This is a genomic window from Streptomyces sp. ASQP_92 (assembly GCF_025399895.1).
Classification (GTDB): domain Bacteria; phylum Actinomycetota; class Actinomycetes; order Streptomycetales; family Streptomycetaceae; genus Streptomyces.
Map to the genome: position 1 here is coordinate 240,430 of NZ_JAODUA010000004.1, position 14,010 is coordinate 254,439.

A 14,010-nucleotide genomic window follows, 5' to 3' on the forward strand; every position below is an offset into this window, starting at 1 on the left:
GACCCAGATGACCGTGTCCGACCGATACCGCACCGCTTGGGACGGCTTCTGGGGGCAGAGTTCGGGCCAGCCGGGCGAGCCCTTCTGGGACGCCGACCCGGCTGTGACCGCCCAGCGCGACCTCGACCATCTCACCCCGTACGCCGACCCCGCCCTCCCGATCGCCGACCTCGGGTGCGGCAACGGCACCCAGACGCGCTTCCTCGCGACCCGCTTCGCCCGCGCGGTCGGGGTCGATTTGTCGGCCGCCGCGGTGGCCCACGCCCGCCGGGCGGACGTGGCCGGAGCGGCCACGTACGAGCAGCTCAACCTCGCCGACCCGGCTCAGGCCGAGGCCCTGCACGCGCGCCTCGGCGACACCAACGCCTATATGCGGGCCGTCCTGCACCAGAGCGACACCGAGGACCGCCCCGCAGTAGCCGCCACGGTCGCCCGACTGGTCGGCTCGCACGGGCGCGCTCTCGTCCTGGAGCCGACCGGCGAGGCCAAGGAAATCATCGCAGCCATCGCCGCACAGGCCGGCGGGCCCTCCCTGAAACTGCGCCGCGTCAAGGAACACGATCTGCGTCCCGGCGAGGTCGCCGAGGGCGAAGTCGCCGACCTGCTGCGCGGCGCGGGTCTCACCGTCCTCGCGGAAGGCGCGACCGCCCTCACGATGAGCGAGACCCACCCCGACGGCACCCCGGTGGAACTCCCAGCACGCTGGTTCGTCGCCGGCCGCCCCTGACGGGATCCCTTCGACACACACCCGGTGTACGAGCCCGGGCGCTGCACTAGAGTCCGCTCATGGCCACCTCCCTCTCCGCCCCGTTCGGCACATTCGACGTTGCCCACCCCGCGCTCGACGTACGCGACGACCTCGCCGGACCCGTGGCCGCCGCCCTCACGCATTGGGACTCCCAAGAAGCGGCCCAGGCGGTCCTTTACGTGGACACCGATCCGGCCAAGGCCGACACCGCGGTCTTCGTCGAGGCGTACGACGTCCCGCTCGATGTCTCCGCGAACTGTGTCGTGGTCGCCGCCAAACGCGGTGGCGACACCACCCTCGCCGCGTGTCTCGTGCCGGCCGGCGCCCGGGTCGATGTGAACAACGCCGTCCGCAAGCACCTCGGTGCACGCAAGGCCTCGTTCGCGCCGATGGACGTCGCCGTCAGCGAGAGCGGAATGGAATACGGCGGCATCACTCCCATCGGCCTGCCTTCCTCGTGGCCGCTCCTCATCGACGCGGCGGTGGTGGACACGCCGTTCGTCCTGATCGGCAGCGGCCGCCGCCAAGGCAAACTGATCGCCCCCGGCTGGGCCCTGGCCCAACTCCCCGGCGTCGAAGTCCTCGAAGGCCTGGCGATCTGACACATCCCGCCTTTGCGATCCGGGCATCGGTAACGCTCCCCCACTGCACGCTCCCGCCCGCCACTTCAGATATCGAACGGGCTCAACCTCCCGGCCGGCTGAGGACAGCCAACAACGGGTGGCCCTGCCACAGGACGGACGGCAGCAGAGTGACGCCGTGTCCGGTCAGGTAGGCCTGTGTCTGCGTCGGGCAGTCTTAGATCAATGTGGTGCCTTCCCACCGGGGCGAAGGACAGCACCGCGGGCCCCTGCCAGGAGTGGGGCAGGGGCCCGCGAGGTGGCGAGCCGGGGAGGGCCGGGGCCTGCCCCTGGAGGGGCAGGCCCCGGCCGCCACGGCTACCGTCTACTGCCGGCCCGACAACCCGGCGTCACTTCAGGTGTCGCGTGAAGAACTGCGCGGCGGCCTCCCCCGCGAACTGCGGGACACCGGCGTGGCCGCCCATATTGGCGTTCAGCGTCTTCTCCTTGGAGCCGAAGGCGTCGAACAGGTCCAGGGCTGCCTGACGGTCGTTGCCTTCGTCGTCCCACTGCAACAGGACGTGCAGCGGAATGGTGACCCGGCGGGCCTCCTCCACGATGGCGCGCGGGACGAAACTCCCGGCGAACAGGACGGCGGCCGAGATACGTGGTTCGACCACCGCCAGCCGGGTCCCGATGGAGATCACTCCCCCTGAGTACCCGACGGGACCGCCGAGTTCGGGTAGCGACAGGAGGGCGTCCAGGGCGCCCTGCCATTCGGGTACCGCCTTGTCGACCAGGGGGAGGACGAGGGCGTCGATGATCTCGTCGGTGACCGGCTCACCGGCCTGCATCGCCCGGCGCAGGTCGGCGAGGGCCTGCTCGGCGGCGGGCGAGCGGGGCCGGTCGCCGCTGCCGGGGAGCTCGATGGTGGCGGAGGCGAAGCCGTCCGCCGCTGCGTGCCGGGCCCGGGCCACCAGACGGGGGTACGCCTTGCGCAGCCCGAGGGGAGGGGGGCCGAGCAGGATCAGCGGCGCCGGGGCGGACGGGGACGCGGACGCAGGCGTCCACAGGATGCCGGGGATCTCACCGAGAGTGAATTCGCGCTCGAGGACGGCGCCTTCGAGATGCTGTTCAGACGTGAATTGCATGATCGTGCCTTTCGGAAGTGCCATGGAACGGCGCTCCCGGACGATCTATCGCCCGACCGTGGCCCCAGAGGGGAGCACCCATGTCGATACTGCGTTCACGGGTACCACCTCCTCGGTCTCTTGCACGGCCTCCGGAAACGTAGCAGTGGTTGTCGGGGTTGCGCCAACGGTTTATCGCGGCGGCTCTGTCACTGGACATCTGCGGAAAACCGTTCGCCGAGCTCGCCCGGTACAGGTCATGATGCGCGCTTGTGACGATGATCAACCGACTGATGATCCAGGCCGGTGCTCGCAACAACGCCGAGTGGTGTGCGCCGATGAGCCGGTCGCACGGCGTGACCGGCGAGTTCGGAAGTCAGGCGTGGACCGTCCCGACCCGGCCACCCCTGTACTACCCGGACGCGGTGACGCTGGTGCCGGGGGCCGACACCGGCGCGCTGGTCGACCGCATCGACACCGCCGTCGCCGGGGCCGGCATCAAGGACAGTTTCGCCGACCTCGACCTGTCGGGGGCCGGTTTCGAGGTGTTGTTCCATGCGCAGTGGATACATCGCCCCGCGGGTCCCGCGGCCACCTCGTCCGACCTCGCGTGGGACGTGGTCGACGACCTGGACTCGCTGCGGGCATGGGCCCTTGCCTGGGATGACGGGGATGGCAACGCGGACCTTTTCCGGGCCGAATTGCTCGAGGATCCGGGCACGTCCCTGCTCGTGGGGTACTCCGCCGACGGCCAGGTGGCCGCCGGTGCTGTGGCAAGCCGCAGTGAGAGCGTTGTCGGGATCTCCAACGTCTTCGCGGTGGAGGGTGGCGCCGACCGAGCCTGGCCGGTGCTGCTTGACGCAGTGCATCGGCTCTTTCCCGCCCTGCCCGTGGTGGGCTACGAACACGGAGCGGACTTGGACGCCGCTGTCCGTCATGGGTTCGAGGCCATCGGCCCGTTGCGTGTCTGGCTGCACGGATAGCGGGTCGGCCGGTCACGTTCCGTCCCGCCCGGCCGGGCTACCGGGATGTCCTGGGCCCACCGCGGGCACCGCGCCCCGGACAAGGACTTCGTGCGGGAACATCGCCAACTACCGGCTCGTACCGAGCAGTTCACCCGAGCCGCCTGCCGAGCGGCGAAGCTCTACGGGAGTTGCTCCCACACGGTTCGGGTGAGTTCGTACTCGACTTCACCGTGCTCGGAGCCTTCGATCGCCTCCGGCCAGTCCCCGCTGAAGTTGCGGAGAAATGACAGGCCCGCCTTCTCCATCACACGCCGGGATCCCGTGTTGACCGCCATGGTGTTCGCCGTCACCCGCTCCACCCCGAGTGCCGTGAAGCCCTTGCGGATCAAAGCCCGTGATCCCTCGGTGGCGTAGCCGTTGCCCCAGGCCGCCTTGTTCAGCCGGTAACCGAGTTCTGCCACGGCGGGGTTGAGGTCGTCCAGGGGGCGGAGTTCGAACCAGCCCAGGAAGAGGCCGGCGGCCTTCTCCTCCGCGGCCCAGTAGCCCCGGGTCCCGAAGCACGGGTAGTCGTGGAGGAGCCTGGGGAGGGTCTGTGCCTGGATCGCCGCGCGGCTCGTGGGCCGACCGCCGTTGATGAAGCGCATGACGTCGGGGTCGTTGTCCAGTGCCAGCAGATGGTCGACGTCAGCCTCGGTGAACGCGCGCAGCACGAGCCGTTCGGTCTCCAGGAAAATGTTCATGCCCCGATCTTCATCACGGGCAGGCCGACCCACCACCGGATTTTCGCAGCAGGTCCGGCGCACAGGGCGGTGGTGGTTCGTGAACTTGACTACCGCAGTGCGGCGTTGCGCTGCCTGGAGGACCGCAACCACAGGGCCACGCACCAGGATGTGACCACCAGCGCGGCTGCCAACGCTGTGGGCCGCCACCCCCGGTAGATCCCCGCGAAGTCGGTGACGAATCGCATCGCGACGGTGAATACGGCCCAAATCGCCAACCCGCCAAGGGCGTTAGCCGCCCATCCCTGTCGTCGCATGGCGGTGAGCATATCTGTAGGCCGTCAGAGAACAGACCGGCAGGGATGAGGCCGTCAGACCGCGTTCTGGATCTGCCGTTCCGCCGCGCTCCCGACCGGGACGGGACCTTGTCCGTTGTCCCTCGCCTCCACCTGCCGTGACCGGTCGCAACCCCAGCAGCGCACGGACGTTGCCGGGCGCGGGTCGGCAAAAGGGCCCCACGTTTCGGATCATTGCGTGCGTTCACGAGCGACCGCGAGTGGGCGGTGGTCCTTCCAGGGTGAGGAGGTAGCCGTTCGGCGTCCTGAGCTGCACTGTCCAAAAGCCCCCCGGGTGCGGCTCAGGGCCGCGGAGGACCGTCAGCCCACGCCGCAGGGCGAGGTCGTGCACCGCGTGCACGTCCGAGACCTCGATCTGCCAGGCCAGGTCCCACGGTGGCACGCGGTACTGCGCCACCCGAGGTTTCTGCACCCCGAACAACACAGGCCCGCACCGCAGAGACGTAGAACCGGAATGGGTAATTTCGGCGGTAAAGCCCAACGCGGCATAGAACGCTACCTCCCCCTCGACATCGACCACAGGTAACACAGGCAGAAGACGCTTGAACACACTGCCTCCACGACACCGCACCAGAGGCGACAAAGCTACCCCACGTCCGGGCCACGTCCGCGCGAGCCCGGCCAGGTCGGCGCTACGGTCCCAGCACCGCATCTCAAGGGAGCCGTAAGGGTGACGAATTCTTTCCACTCACCCCGCCCTTGACCTTTTCCGCTTCGCCACCACGCCCTGACAGCGCCCAGGGCGTACAAACTCCGCGCCCTCTGCACGAGTGGACAAGCGGATGACTTAAGGGCGCTTACCAATACCATGAGGACGGAAAGGGGGCTGCAACGAATTGGGGATTCACGGCTCCGGCCGAACCCGGTGTCGCGCACGTCGAGGTCGGCGGGTCCTTCGGGTACTCGACATCACGCCGGACTTCGCCGTACGTCGGCTCGCCGGGAGGTCGCCCCAGCTGGACGGGCTCACCGATTCTCGCCAGTTCATGGGTCGGGTCCGCAACGACCCAAGGTTGAGCAACTCACCAATTCTCGATCAGAACGCGGACCAGCTCAGCTCACGCGCAGCGCCAGACGAGTTGACGCTTCAATATCTTTCGCTCCGGGAATTGCAGTCCTCTCCCGGTCGGCAATATGGCCGAATTACTCCCCCAAAGCCGAGAAGGAGAATCTTGGCGGGATCCCGCTCTTTACCGCGTACCGGGAGCGGACGAAGCTGTGGGGCGAACAGGTCACGCCAGCACGCTCCTCACAGGCACAATTTTCACGGCCAGGCAATTTTCGATCCATTGGCATTGCGGCCTGGAGTTGCACAACAGTCGCGTTATCGCTGTTTCGCCCGAACGCATCGTGCCCACCGGAGATACTGACCCGAAATATCCACCATTCCTCCATGAGCAACTTCTGCAACACCATCGTACAGATGAATTCTTCCACCATGGCGAAGTCGTGCGCCCCCATCTGCGCCGGACTGCGCCATCCATTTTCCAGTGCCACCATGCGCCAGCGGGGACGAGTACCTTTCCCCCGGCCGAGGCTATACGTTTTCCTGTTACCGAAGGCATATTCCACCAGCGGTTTTCACCGTTGAGAGGGACGCGCATGACGAGTCACGCAACCGAGCTCGATCTCGAAGTTCTGCTCCGCCGGGCCCTGGAGGCAACGGCCACGAGCGCGTGCTGGACGGTCGACGTGGACGAGACCTGGTGCCACCTCTCGCGCCCGTCCGGCATTCGACGTCAACAGGGCTGGAAACTTCACGTGTCCGCGACCGCGGCCTCGGCGCCGGAAGTCCTCGTGAAGGTTCTGGACGTGCTGCTGCGCGAGGAGTCGACATTCAAGTTCGCCCGGTCGCTCGAACAAGTCGGTGCGCTCAACTCCCGTGCCACGCCGCGGGGTAGTTCCGGAAAGTTCATCACGGTCTACCCGCCCTCCGACGACGAAGCTGCCCGTCTGGCGCTCGGCTTGCACAGGGCCACCGCGGGCCTCACCGGTCCCCGAATCCTGTCGGACCAGCCGTACGCCCCCCAAAGCCTGGTGCATTACCGCTACGGAGCGTTCGTCGGCCGGCGCAGGGTGTCCGAGCACGGCCTGCTCGTCTGGTTCATCGAGGATCCGGACGGAAATCCCGTCGAGGACAAACGGACCGGGCAGTACGCACCGCCGCCATGGGCGGTCAGTCCCTTCCCTGTTTCGGTGCCGCTTCCCCCGCAGCGGGAGAAGGCGGCGAGCAGCCCCGTCCTGCTCGGCGGCCGGTTCTCGGTCCGGGAAGCGATCCGGCACACGAACAAGGGCGGCGTCTACCGGGGCACGGACATGACCACGGGCGCTGCGGTGGTGCTCAAGGAGGCCCGGCCGCACGTCGACGGCGACGCGTCGGGCTTCGACGTCCGCGACTGGTTACGGGCCGAGGCGCGGGCGCTGGAAAAGCTCAAGGGCACCGGCCTTGCCCCCGAGCCGCTCGCGCTGTTCGAGACGGGTGGGCACCTGTTCCTCGCCCAGGAGGAAGTGCCGGGCGTGCCCCTCACCACATGGGTCGCCGAACACTTCCGTGACATCGGAAGCGAACGCTACCGAGCCGACGCGCTCGCCCAGGCCGGACGTTTGGTGGATCTGGTCGCCTCGGCGCACGCCCACGGTTGGGTCCTGAGGGATTTCACGCCCGGCAACGTCATGGTCCGCCCCGACGGGGAACTGCGCCTCATCGATCTGGAGCTCGCCGTCCTGGAGGGCGACCACATGCTCCCGACCACGGTGGGGACGCCCTGCTTCAGTGCGCCAGAACGCTTGGAGGGCGCTCCCGTCGCGCGGAGCGCCGACTACTACAGCCTCGGCGCCACGATGTGTTTCGTACTCGCCGGGAAGGTGGCGAACCTGCTGGTCGAGGAGCCGGCCACCCGGCCCGCGGAGGAACGGTTCGCCGACTGGCTGACCACCTGCGGCGCCATGCTGCGGCTGCCGGACGGCGTGACCGACGTGATCCTCGGGCTGATGAGGGACGACCCCGCCGAGCGCCTGGACCCGGCAGCGGCCCGAGAGGCCCTGCGCAAGGTGAACCCGGCGCGGCCCGTGCGCTCCGCACGCGAGCCTGCCCGTACCGGGGCGATACCCGACGCGACGCAGGTCGCGATCGCCGGAATCGTGAACCACCTCGTCGACTCCATGACCCCAGCCGACGACGGGCGGTTGTGGCCCGTGTCCACGCTGGCGGGCGAGGCCGGCCCCTGCACGGTGCAACAAGGCGCGGCAGGGGTGCTGGCGGTGCTGACCCGGTACTACGAGGTCACCGCCGATCCTCGCCTGCCGGAGCTCATCTCCACCGCGGGCCATTGGATCGCGGGGCGCGTCGACACCCGTTCCATACGTCCGGGCCTGCACTTCGGCGGTCGGGGGACGGCCTGGGCGCTGTACGACGCCGGGCGTGCCGTCGGCGACGACGAACTCGCGGACCGGGCCGTGGCTCTGGCCCTGGCGCCGCTGGAGTCGACCCCCAGCTACGACGTCACGCACGGTTCCGCGGGCAGTGGTCTCGCCGCCGTCCATCTGTGGCACCGAACCCATGACCCGCGTTTGGCCGACGTGATCGTCGCCGACGCCGACCGCCTTGCCGCCGCCGCACGGGCGGAGCCCGCCGGTGTGAGTTGGCCGGTTCCCGCGGAGGCCGTGTCCCAAGAGGCCGGCAAACGCTATCTCGGCTTCGCACACGGCACGGCGGGCATCGGATGCTTCCTCCTCGCCGCCGCGGCCGTCTCGAACCGGCGGGAGCACCTGCAACTGGCCGTAGCGGCCGGGGAATCCTTGGCGGCCGATGTCCTGATGGTCGGACGAACAGCGCAGTGGCCGGCCCAGGCCGGGGACGTGCCCACAGCCCCCTACTGGTGCCATGGTGCGGCCGGCATCGGTTCGTTCCTGATCCGACTCTGGCAGGCGACCGGGGACGAGCGGTTCGGCGACCTGGCCCACCATGCGGCCCGAGCGGTCATGGAGCGCGCCTCACGCGCCGCCCTCACCCAGTGCCACGGTCTCGCCGGCAATGGCGACTTCCTCCTCGACATGGCCGAAGCCACCGGCGACCCGGACTATCGCGTGATGGCCGACGACCTGGCCACCCTCATTGCCACCGAACGCGCACACCGCGGAACGCACGTCGTGTTCCCCAACGAACACGGCAGGGTCTCCACCAGCTGGAGCGACGGAGCCTCGGGAATCCTGGCGTTCCTGCTGCGCTCCCGCCACCCGAGCCCCCGGCACTGGATGATCCAGCAGCCGGGTTGAACGACAGCGGCCCCAGCGCCGTTGTCGACACCTCGCAGAGAAGGAGATTGGCATGGAAATCCAAGACCTTGAGGTTCTGGCCCACTTGCACGCCCTTCCGGAGACCGACCCGGTAGGCGTCGACGAGGCTCAGTTCGGCGGGACGTGCGCGTGCACCGGCCTGCTGACGCTTCTCAACACCGTCTGTGTCGGTGTGAGCTGTTCCTAGCCCATGAACCTCCGGTCGGTGGCCCGCCTCGGCGGCCGCCGACCGGAGCGACGGCCGCCGGGGCCGGCAGGCCTGCGGACGACACTCCCGTAGACAAGGACCGACCATGCGGCCCCAAGCCGAGGACGACGCCTCCACCCGAGCCGGCCGGCCGCCGGTCACCCTCATGAGCCCCGCTCGTCCGGAGCCCGAGAGCCCGTCCGCGTACGCCATCAGGACGCGGGGTCTGGTGAAGAGCTACCCGGCCCCCGGCGGAACCACCATCGATGCCGTGCGCGGGCTTGACCTGGACGTGCTGCGCGGTGAGACGTTCGCCTTCCTCGGCCCCAACGGCGCGGGGAAGTCGACCACCATCGCCCTGCTGTGCGCCCTGGCCCGTCCGACGGCCGGAGAGGCCACGGTGGCGGGCGTCGATGTGCTCAGGCAACCGGACCAGGTACGGAGACGGGTCGGGATGCTCTTCCAACACAGCGCTCTGGACCCGGATCTGACGGCCCAACAGTCTCTTTTCATTCACGCGCGTCTCTACGGTCTGCGTCGTCGCGACGCGCGCCTGCGCACCGCCGAGACCCTTGAACACGTCGGGCTCATCGACCGGCGGCGGTCCCCCGTACGCACCCTGTCCGGAGGCATGCGCCGCCGACTGGAGCTCGCGCGCGGCCTGTTGCACCGGCCGCAGCTCCTGTTCCTCGACGAGCCGACCACGGGACTCGACCCGCACGCCCGCGCTCAGATCTGGGACTACCTGCGCGTGCTGCGCGACCAGCACGGAAGCACGCTGTTCGTCACCACCCACTACCTGGAGGAGGCCGAGCACTGCGACCGGCTCGGCATCATCGACCACGGCCGGCTCGTGACGCAGGGTACGCCCGGCGTGTTGAAGGCCGCGATCGGGGACGACCGGGTGGCCCTGCGCACGAGCGACGACGCGACAGCACGTCGGATCATCGGCCGGACCGTGCCCGCAGGTCCCGCCATCACCCTGGACGGCGCGGGCGTGTCCTTGCGGCTGCCCGAGGGGAGTACGTGGATTCCCCGGCTGTGCGCGGCACTTGAGGACCACGGCATCGCGGTGCACGCCGCGTCCTCGGCCCCGCCGACGCTCGACGACGTCTTCTTCCACCACACCGGCCGCAGCATCCACACCCCCTGGTCGCCGCAGGCGCGGTCCGCCACGGCCCCGGGCACGGTGACGCCGGTTGCCGAGGAGGCCACATGACCGCGCCCACGCTGCCGGCCCCGGACGCCGCGACCCCGGACGGTCCCGGCGCCTGCGACGACACCGGCCGCGGGACGGCACCCCGACTGCGCCACGAACTGCGTGCGGTCCACGCCCTGGTCCACCGCGACTTGCTGCGCCTGGCGTCCCAGCCCGTCCACACCGCGCTGATGCTGGTCCAGCCGGTGCTGTACCTCTTCATCCTGGGCGGCGGCCTCGCCGCCCTGATCCCAGACGCCACGCTGGGCGTCGGCTACCAGACCTACCTGTTTCCCGGCGTCCTGATGATGACGGTGCAGACGCCGACCATCATGGTCGGCATCCGTCTGATCACCGACCGCCAGAGCGGCTATCTGCGGGAACTCCTGATGGCTCCCGTCAGCCGCCCCACCCTGCTCCTCGGAAGCTGCGCCGGCGGCACCATCGTCTCCACGGTCCAGGGCGCTGTCCTGCTCACACTCGTCGGCACCGTCGGCCTGCCCTATGACCCGCTCCTCCTGATGCTGCTCCTCGCCGGCATGATCCTGACCTCGTTCACCCTTACCGCGCTGGCCCTGGCCCTGGCCGTGACCCTCAGCCGCCCCGAAGTCTTCAACATGCTGCTCGGCCTGGTGATGATGCCGCTGGTGCTCCTGTCCGGCGGCTTCTTCCCCATCAAGAACCTGCCGGGCTGGGCCCATGCGGTGGCCGCGGTCAACCCGCTCGCCTACGGAGTGGACCTGCTCCGCCGGTGTATCGCGCTCCGGGTGCCGGGCGAGGCGGCCGGCACCGGTGTCCGGTGGTTTCACTGGCAGCCCCCGCTCCTCCTGGAAGGCGGCCTCCTGCTGGCCTGCGGGACCGGGGCCCTGCTCTGGGCCGCCCACCTGTTCAGCCGCCCCGAGTGACGCGCCAGTCGGCGCGGGGGACATGCCCGGTGCGGGGAGGGCGCTGGGTCATTCGGTCCAGGTCCAGTCGGCGACCTCCGGAAGGTCCGTGCCGTGCTCGCGGATCCAGGCATGGTGGCGAGTGCGGTGGTCTGTCATGGCCTGCCGGACACCGGCTGCCCGCGCGGCAAGGCCCGGAACGCGGTCGATGACGTCCATCACCAGGCGGAACCGGTCCAGGTCGTTGCGCACCACCATGTCGAACGGGGTCGTGGTGGTGCCGGACTCCTTGTAGCCGCGTACGTGCAGGTGGGCGTGGCCGGCGCGGCGGTAGGCGAGACGGTGGATCAGCCAGGGATAGCCGTGATACGCGAAGATCACCGGCTTGTCCGGGGTGAACAGCGCGTCGTACTCCAAGTCCGGCATTCCGTGCGGGTGTTCCTCGTGGGGCAGCAGCTTGGTCATGTCGACGACATTGACCACCCGCACCGCGAGGTCGGGCAGGTGCCGGCGCAGCAGGGCCGCGGCGGCGAGGACTTCCTGGGTGGGCACATCGCCCGCGCAGGCCAGGACCACGTCCGGCTCCCGTGAGCCGTCCTCCGTGCCGGCCCACTCCCAAATCCCGGCACCGCGTGCGCAGTGCGTGCGGGCTTCGTCGAGGGAGAGCCAGTCGAAGCACGGCTGCTTCCCCGCGACGATCACATTGACGTAGTCACGGCTGCGCAGGACGTGGTCGGCCACCGACAGCAGGGTGTTGGCGTCCGGGGGCAGATAGACCCGGACGACCTCCGGGCTCTTGTTCAGTACGTGGTCGACGAATCCGGGATCCTGGTGCGAGAACCCGTTGTGGTCCTGGCGCCAGACGTGGGAGGTCAGAAGGTAGTTGAGGGAGGGGATGGGCGCCCGCCACGCCAGTCGGCGCGAGGTCTTCAGCCACTTGATGTGCTGGTTGACCATCGAGTCGACGATGTGGACGAACGCCTCGTAGCAGGAGAAGAGACCATGGCGGCCGGTGAGGTTGTAGCCCTCCAGCCAGCCCTGGCAGAGGTGTTCGGAGAGGATTTCCATCACCCGGCCGTCCCGGGCGAGATGCTCGTCGGTCTCCAGGATCTCCGCCTGCCAGGCCTTGCCCGTAACCTCGAAGATCGCTTCCAGCCGGTTGGAGGCGGTCTCGTCCGGGCCCACCACCCGAAAGTCCCGGTGCTCGGCGGAGTCGGCCGCGACCCGGGCGAGCAGACCGCCCAGAATCCGGGTCGGCTCGTGCAGGGTGACGCCGCGCTTGTCGACCGGAACCGCGAAGTCCTCCAGGGGCGCGATGGGCAGGTCCCGGGTCAGCAGGCCACCGTTGGCGTGCGGATTGGCCCCCAGGCGCAGCTCGCCGTCCGGCACGCAGGCCAGGACCCGTTCGGTCGGGCGCCCGTCGGTGTCGAAGAGCTCCTGCGGCCGGTAGGAACGCAGCCATTCCTCCAACTGCCGTAGATGCGCCGGGTTTTCGCGCACGGTGGCGAGCGGCACCTGGTGGGAGCGCCAGGTCCCCTCGACCGGTACGCCGTCGACCACGGCCGGCCCGGTCCAGCCCTTCGGCGTGCGCAACACGATGACCGGCCACGCCGGGCGGCCGCCGCCTTGTGCCCTGGCCTGCTCGATCCCCTCCAGGGCTTGGTCCATGGCACGCGCCATGCTCAGATGCACCGTGTCGGGGTCGGACCCGGTCACGTGGATCGGCTGGTACCCGTAGCCCGTGAGCAGGGAGTCGAGTTCGGCCTGCGGGATGCGGGACAGGACCGTCGGGTTTGCGATCTTGTATCCGTTCAGGTGGAGGATCGGCAGGACGGCTCCGTCCCGGGCCGGGTCGAGAAACTTGTTGGAGTGCCAGGAGGCGGCGAGCGGACCCGTTTCGGCCTCACCGTCGCCGATCACACACGCGACCAGCAGGCCGGGGTTGTCGAAGGCGGCCCCGTAGGCGTGGGCGAGGGAGTAGCCCAGTTCGCCGCCCTCGTGGATGGAGCCGGGCGTCTCGGGCGCGACGTGGCTGGGCACCCCGCCGGGGAAGGAGAACTGGCGGAACAGCTTCGCCATGCCCGCCGCGTCGCGGCTCACGTCCGGATAGACCTCCGCATAGGAGCCGTCCAGCCAGGAGTTGGCCAGTACGGCCGGCCCTCCGTGGCCCGGGCCCCAGACACACATCGCGTCCAGGCCGCGCTCCTGGATCACCCGGTTGAGGTGGGTGTGGACCAGGTTCAGCCCCGGCGAGGTACCCCAGTGGCCGAGCAGCCGCGGCTTGATGTGCTCGGGGCGCAAGGGCTCGGTCAGCAGCGGGTTGGCCATCAAATAGATCTGGCCCACGGCCAAGTAGTTGGCCGCCCTCCAGTGCGCGTCCAGAGCTGCCAGGTCGACCTTGCGGTCGTTCGTCATGGTGACTCCTCCGTGTCGATGCTTCGTCGGGGGCGGGTACCACGCGTCGCTGACGCGCATGCGGCCCGTCAGCCGTGCGGACCCCCTCCTGAGGAATCCCGGCCACCGCCGGGCGGGACGCGTGGTGCGGTACGGAGTGCACCGCCGGGCGGGACGCGTGGTGCGGTAGGGAGTGGTGAACGGTGCCGGACTTCATGCTTGGGTGGCCCCGGCGCCGACGGGACCCAACCACCGGCAGCCGGCCCAGAGCACCGCGTCCCAGAGTGCCGCGCGGGCCGCCCCCCGACGACTTCCGGTCACGCCTCGACCGCGCCTTTCACCCGGTCGGCGGGCACGACCGCCACCAGGAACGCCCTGCGCGTGAGCATCCGACCCCGTGCGTGGCGTCAGGTCAGGGGTCCGGAGGCCACGGCTGCTCCGGAGAGGCCTCACGGGCCGGGTGGCGTCGGGCGTGAACCAGGATCAGGCACGGCCCATGCAGCCGTCGGCCTGGCGGGACGCGAACTCCCTTACAGCGCGCGGCCGTTCGGCCGGGTAGAGCGCGATCCCACC

At 69.5% G+C, this 14,010-nt stretch carries 11 protein-coding genes; 7 read left to right on the top strand and 4 right to left on the bottom strand.

The window, feature by feature from the left end; genetic code table 11:
* Positions 1–7: 7 nt before the first annotated feature.
* Together N4G70_RS13100 and N4G70_RS13105 are read left to right on the top strand one after the other, a co-directional pair.
* Positions 8–727 carry a methyltransferase domain-containing protein gene (locus N4G70_RS13100; protein WP_261712764.1) on the top strand — a complete coding sequence of 240 codons (720 nt, stop codon included), beginning with the start codon at positions 8–10 and terminating at the stop codon, positions 725–727.
* A gap of 59 nt (positions 728–786) precedes the next feature.
* Positions 787–1,350 (top strand): YbaK/EbsC family protein, encoded by a 564-nt coding sequence (locus N4G70_RS13105; RefSeq protein WP_261712765.1) that lies wholly within the window; start codon positions 787–789, stop codon positions 1,348–1,350.
* A gap of 368 nt (positions 1,351–1,718) precedes the next feature.
* Here N4G70_RS13105 and N4G70_RS13110 read toward each other — a convergent pair whose 3' ends face one another.
* Positions 1,719–2,459, bottom strand: a complete 741-nt coding sequence (locus N4G70_RS13110; protein ID WP_261712766.1) for an alpha/beta hydrolase — start codon at positions 2,457–2,459, stop codon at positions 1,719–1,721.
* Between the two features lie 257 nt (positions 2,460–2,716).
* Between N4G70_RS13110 and N4G70_RS13115 the strand changes: the two genes are divergently transcribed.
* The gene (locus N4G70_RS13115; protein WP_261712925.1) at positions 2,717–3,421 is read left to right on the top strand and encodes a hypothetical protein; all 705 of its coding nucleotides are present in this window, start codon (positions 2,717–2,719) and stop codon (positions 3,419–3,421) included.
* A gap of 161 nt (positions 3,422–3,582) precedes the next feature.
* On the opposite strand, the gene N4G70_RS13120 is transcribed toward N4G70_RS13115, so the two are convergent.
* Both N4G70_RS13120 and N4G70_RS37145 read right to left on the bottom strand, forming a co-directional pair.
* A complete protein-coding gene (locus tag N4G70_RS13120; RefSeq protein WP_261712767.1) occupies positions 3,583–4,143 on the bottom strand; it encodes a GNAT family N-acetyltransferase in 561 nt (186 codons plus the stop codon).
* A gap of 519 nt (positions 4,144–4,662) precedes the next feature.
* Positions 4,663–5,130 (bottom strand): VOC family protein, encoded by a 468-nt coding sequence (locus tag N4G70_RS37145; protein ID WP_399035356.1) that lies wholly within the window; start codon positions 5,128–5,130, stop codon positions 4,663–4,665.
* A gap of 950 nt (positions 5,131–6,080) precedes the next feature.
* Between N4G70_RS37145 and lanL the strand changes: the two genes are divergently transcribed.
* The 4 genes from lanL to N4G70_RS13140 all read left to right on the top strand — a co-directional run bounded on the left by lanL (position 6,081) and on the right by N4G70_RS13140 (position 11,064).
* A complete protein-coding gene (lanL, locus tag N4G70_RS13125) occupies positions 6,081–8,753 on the top strand; it encodes a class IV lanthionine synthetase LanL (RefSeq protein ID WP_261712768.1) in 2,673 nt (890 codons plus the stop codon).
* Positions 8,754–8,805: 52 nt separating this feature from the next.
* Positions 8,806–8,961 (top strand): VenA family class IV lanthipeptide, encoded by a 156-nt coding sequence (locus tag N4G70_RS13130; protein WP_162952397.1) that lies wholly within the window; start codon positions 8,806–8,808, stop codon positions 8,959–8,961.
* A 106-nt stretch (positions 8,962–9,067) separates the two neighbouring features.
* A complete protein-coding gene (locus N4G70_RS13135) occupies positions 9,068–10,180 on the top strand; it encodes an ATP-binding cassette domain-containing protein (protein ID WP_399035254.1) in 1,113 nt (370 codons plus the stop codon).
* Positions 10,177–11,064 carry an ABC transporter permease gene (locus tag N4G70_RS13140; RefSeq protein ID WP_261712769.1) on the top strand — a complete coding sequence of 296 codons (888 nt, stop codon included), beginning with the start codon at positions 10,177–10,179 and terminating at the stop codon, positions 11,062–11,064. The genes N4G70_RS13135 and N4G70_RS13140 overlap by 4 nt, the downstream gene beginning before the upstream one ends.
* A gap of 48 nt (positions 11,065–11,112) precedes the next feature.
* On the opposite strand, the gene N4G70_RS13145 is transcribed toward N4G70_RS13140, so the two are convergent.
* Complete coding sequence (locus tag N4G70_RS13145; protein WP_261712770.1) at positions 11,113–13,458, bottom strand: phosphoketolase; 2,346 nt, start codon at positions 13,456–13,458, stop codon at positions 11,113–11,115.
* Positions 13,459–14,010: the final 552 nt, after the last annotated feature.

Bases quoted from the DNA above. Each gene is read 5' to 3' on its own strand.
- N4G70_RS13100 (WP_261712764.1), top strand. From the start codon at position 8: ATGACCGTGTCCGACCGATACCGCACCGCTTGGGACGGCTTCTGGGGG.
- N4G70_RS13105 (WP_261712765.1), top strand. From the start codon at position 787: ATGGCCACCTCCCTCTCCGCCCCGTTCGGCACATTCGACGTTGCCCAC.
- N4G70_RS37145 (WP_399035356.1), bottom strand. From the start codon at position 5,130: ATGCGGTGCTGGGACCGTAGCGCCGACCTGGCCGGGCTCGCGCGGACG.
- N4G70_RS13115 (WP_261712925.1), top strand. From the start codon at position 2,717: ATGATCAACCGACTGATGATCCAGGCCGGTGCTCGCAACAACGCCGAG.
- N4G70_RS13145 (WP_261712770.1), bottom strand. From the start codon at position 13,458: ATGACGAACGACCGCAAGGTCGACCTGGCAGCTCTGGACGCGCACTGG.
- N4G70_RS13120 (WP_261712767.1), bottom strand. From the start codon at position 4,143: ATGAACATTTTCCTGGAGACCGAACGGCTCGTGCTGCGCGCGTTCACC.
- N4G70_RS13110 (WP_261712766.1), bottom strand. From the start codon at position 2,459: ATGCAATTCACGTCTGAACAGCATCTCGAAGGCGCCGTCCTCGAGCGC.
- lanL (WP_261712768.1), top strand. From the start codon at position 6,081: ATGACGAGTCACGCAACCGAGCTCGATCTCGAAGTTCTGCTCCGCCGG.
- N4G70_RS13135 (WP_399035254.1), top strand. From the start codon at position 9,068: ATGCGGCCCCAAGCCGAGGACGACGCCTCCACCCGAGCCGGCCGGCCG.
- N4G70_RS13140 (WP_261712769.1), top strand. From the start codon at position 10,177: ATGACCGCGCCCACGCTGCCGGCCCCGGACGCCGCGACCCCGGACGGT.
- N4G70_RS13130 (WP_162952397.1), top strand. From the start codon at position 8,806: ATGGAAATCCAAGACCTTGAGGTTCTGGCCCACTTGCACGCCCTTCCG.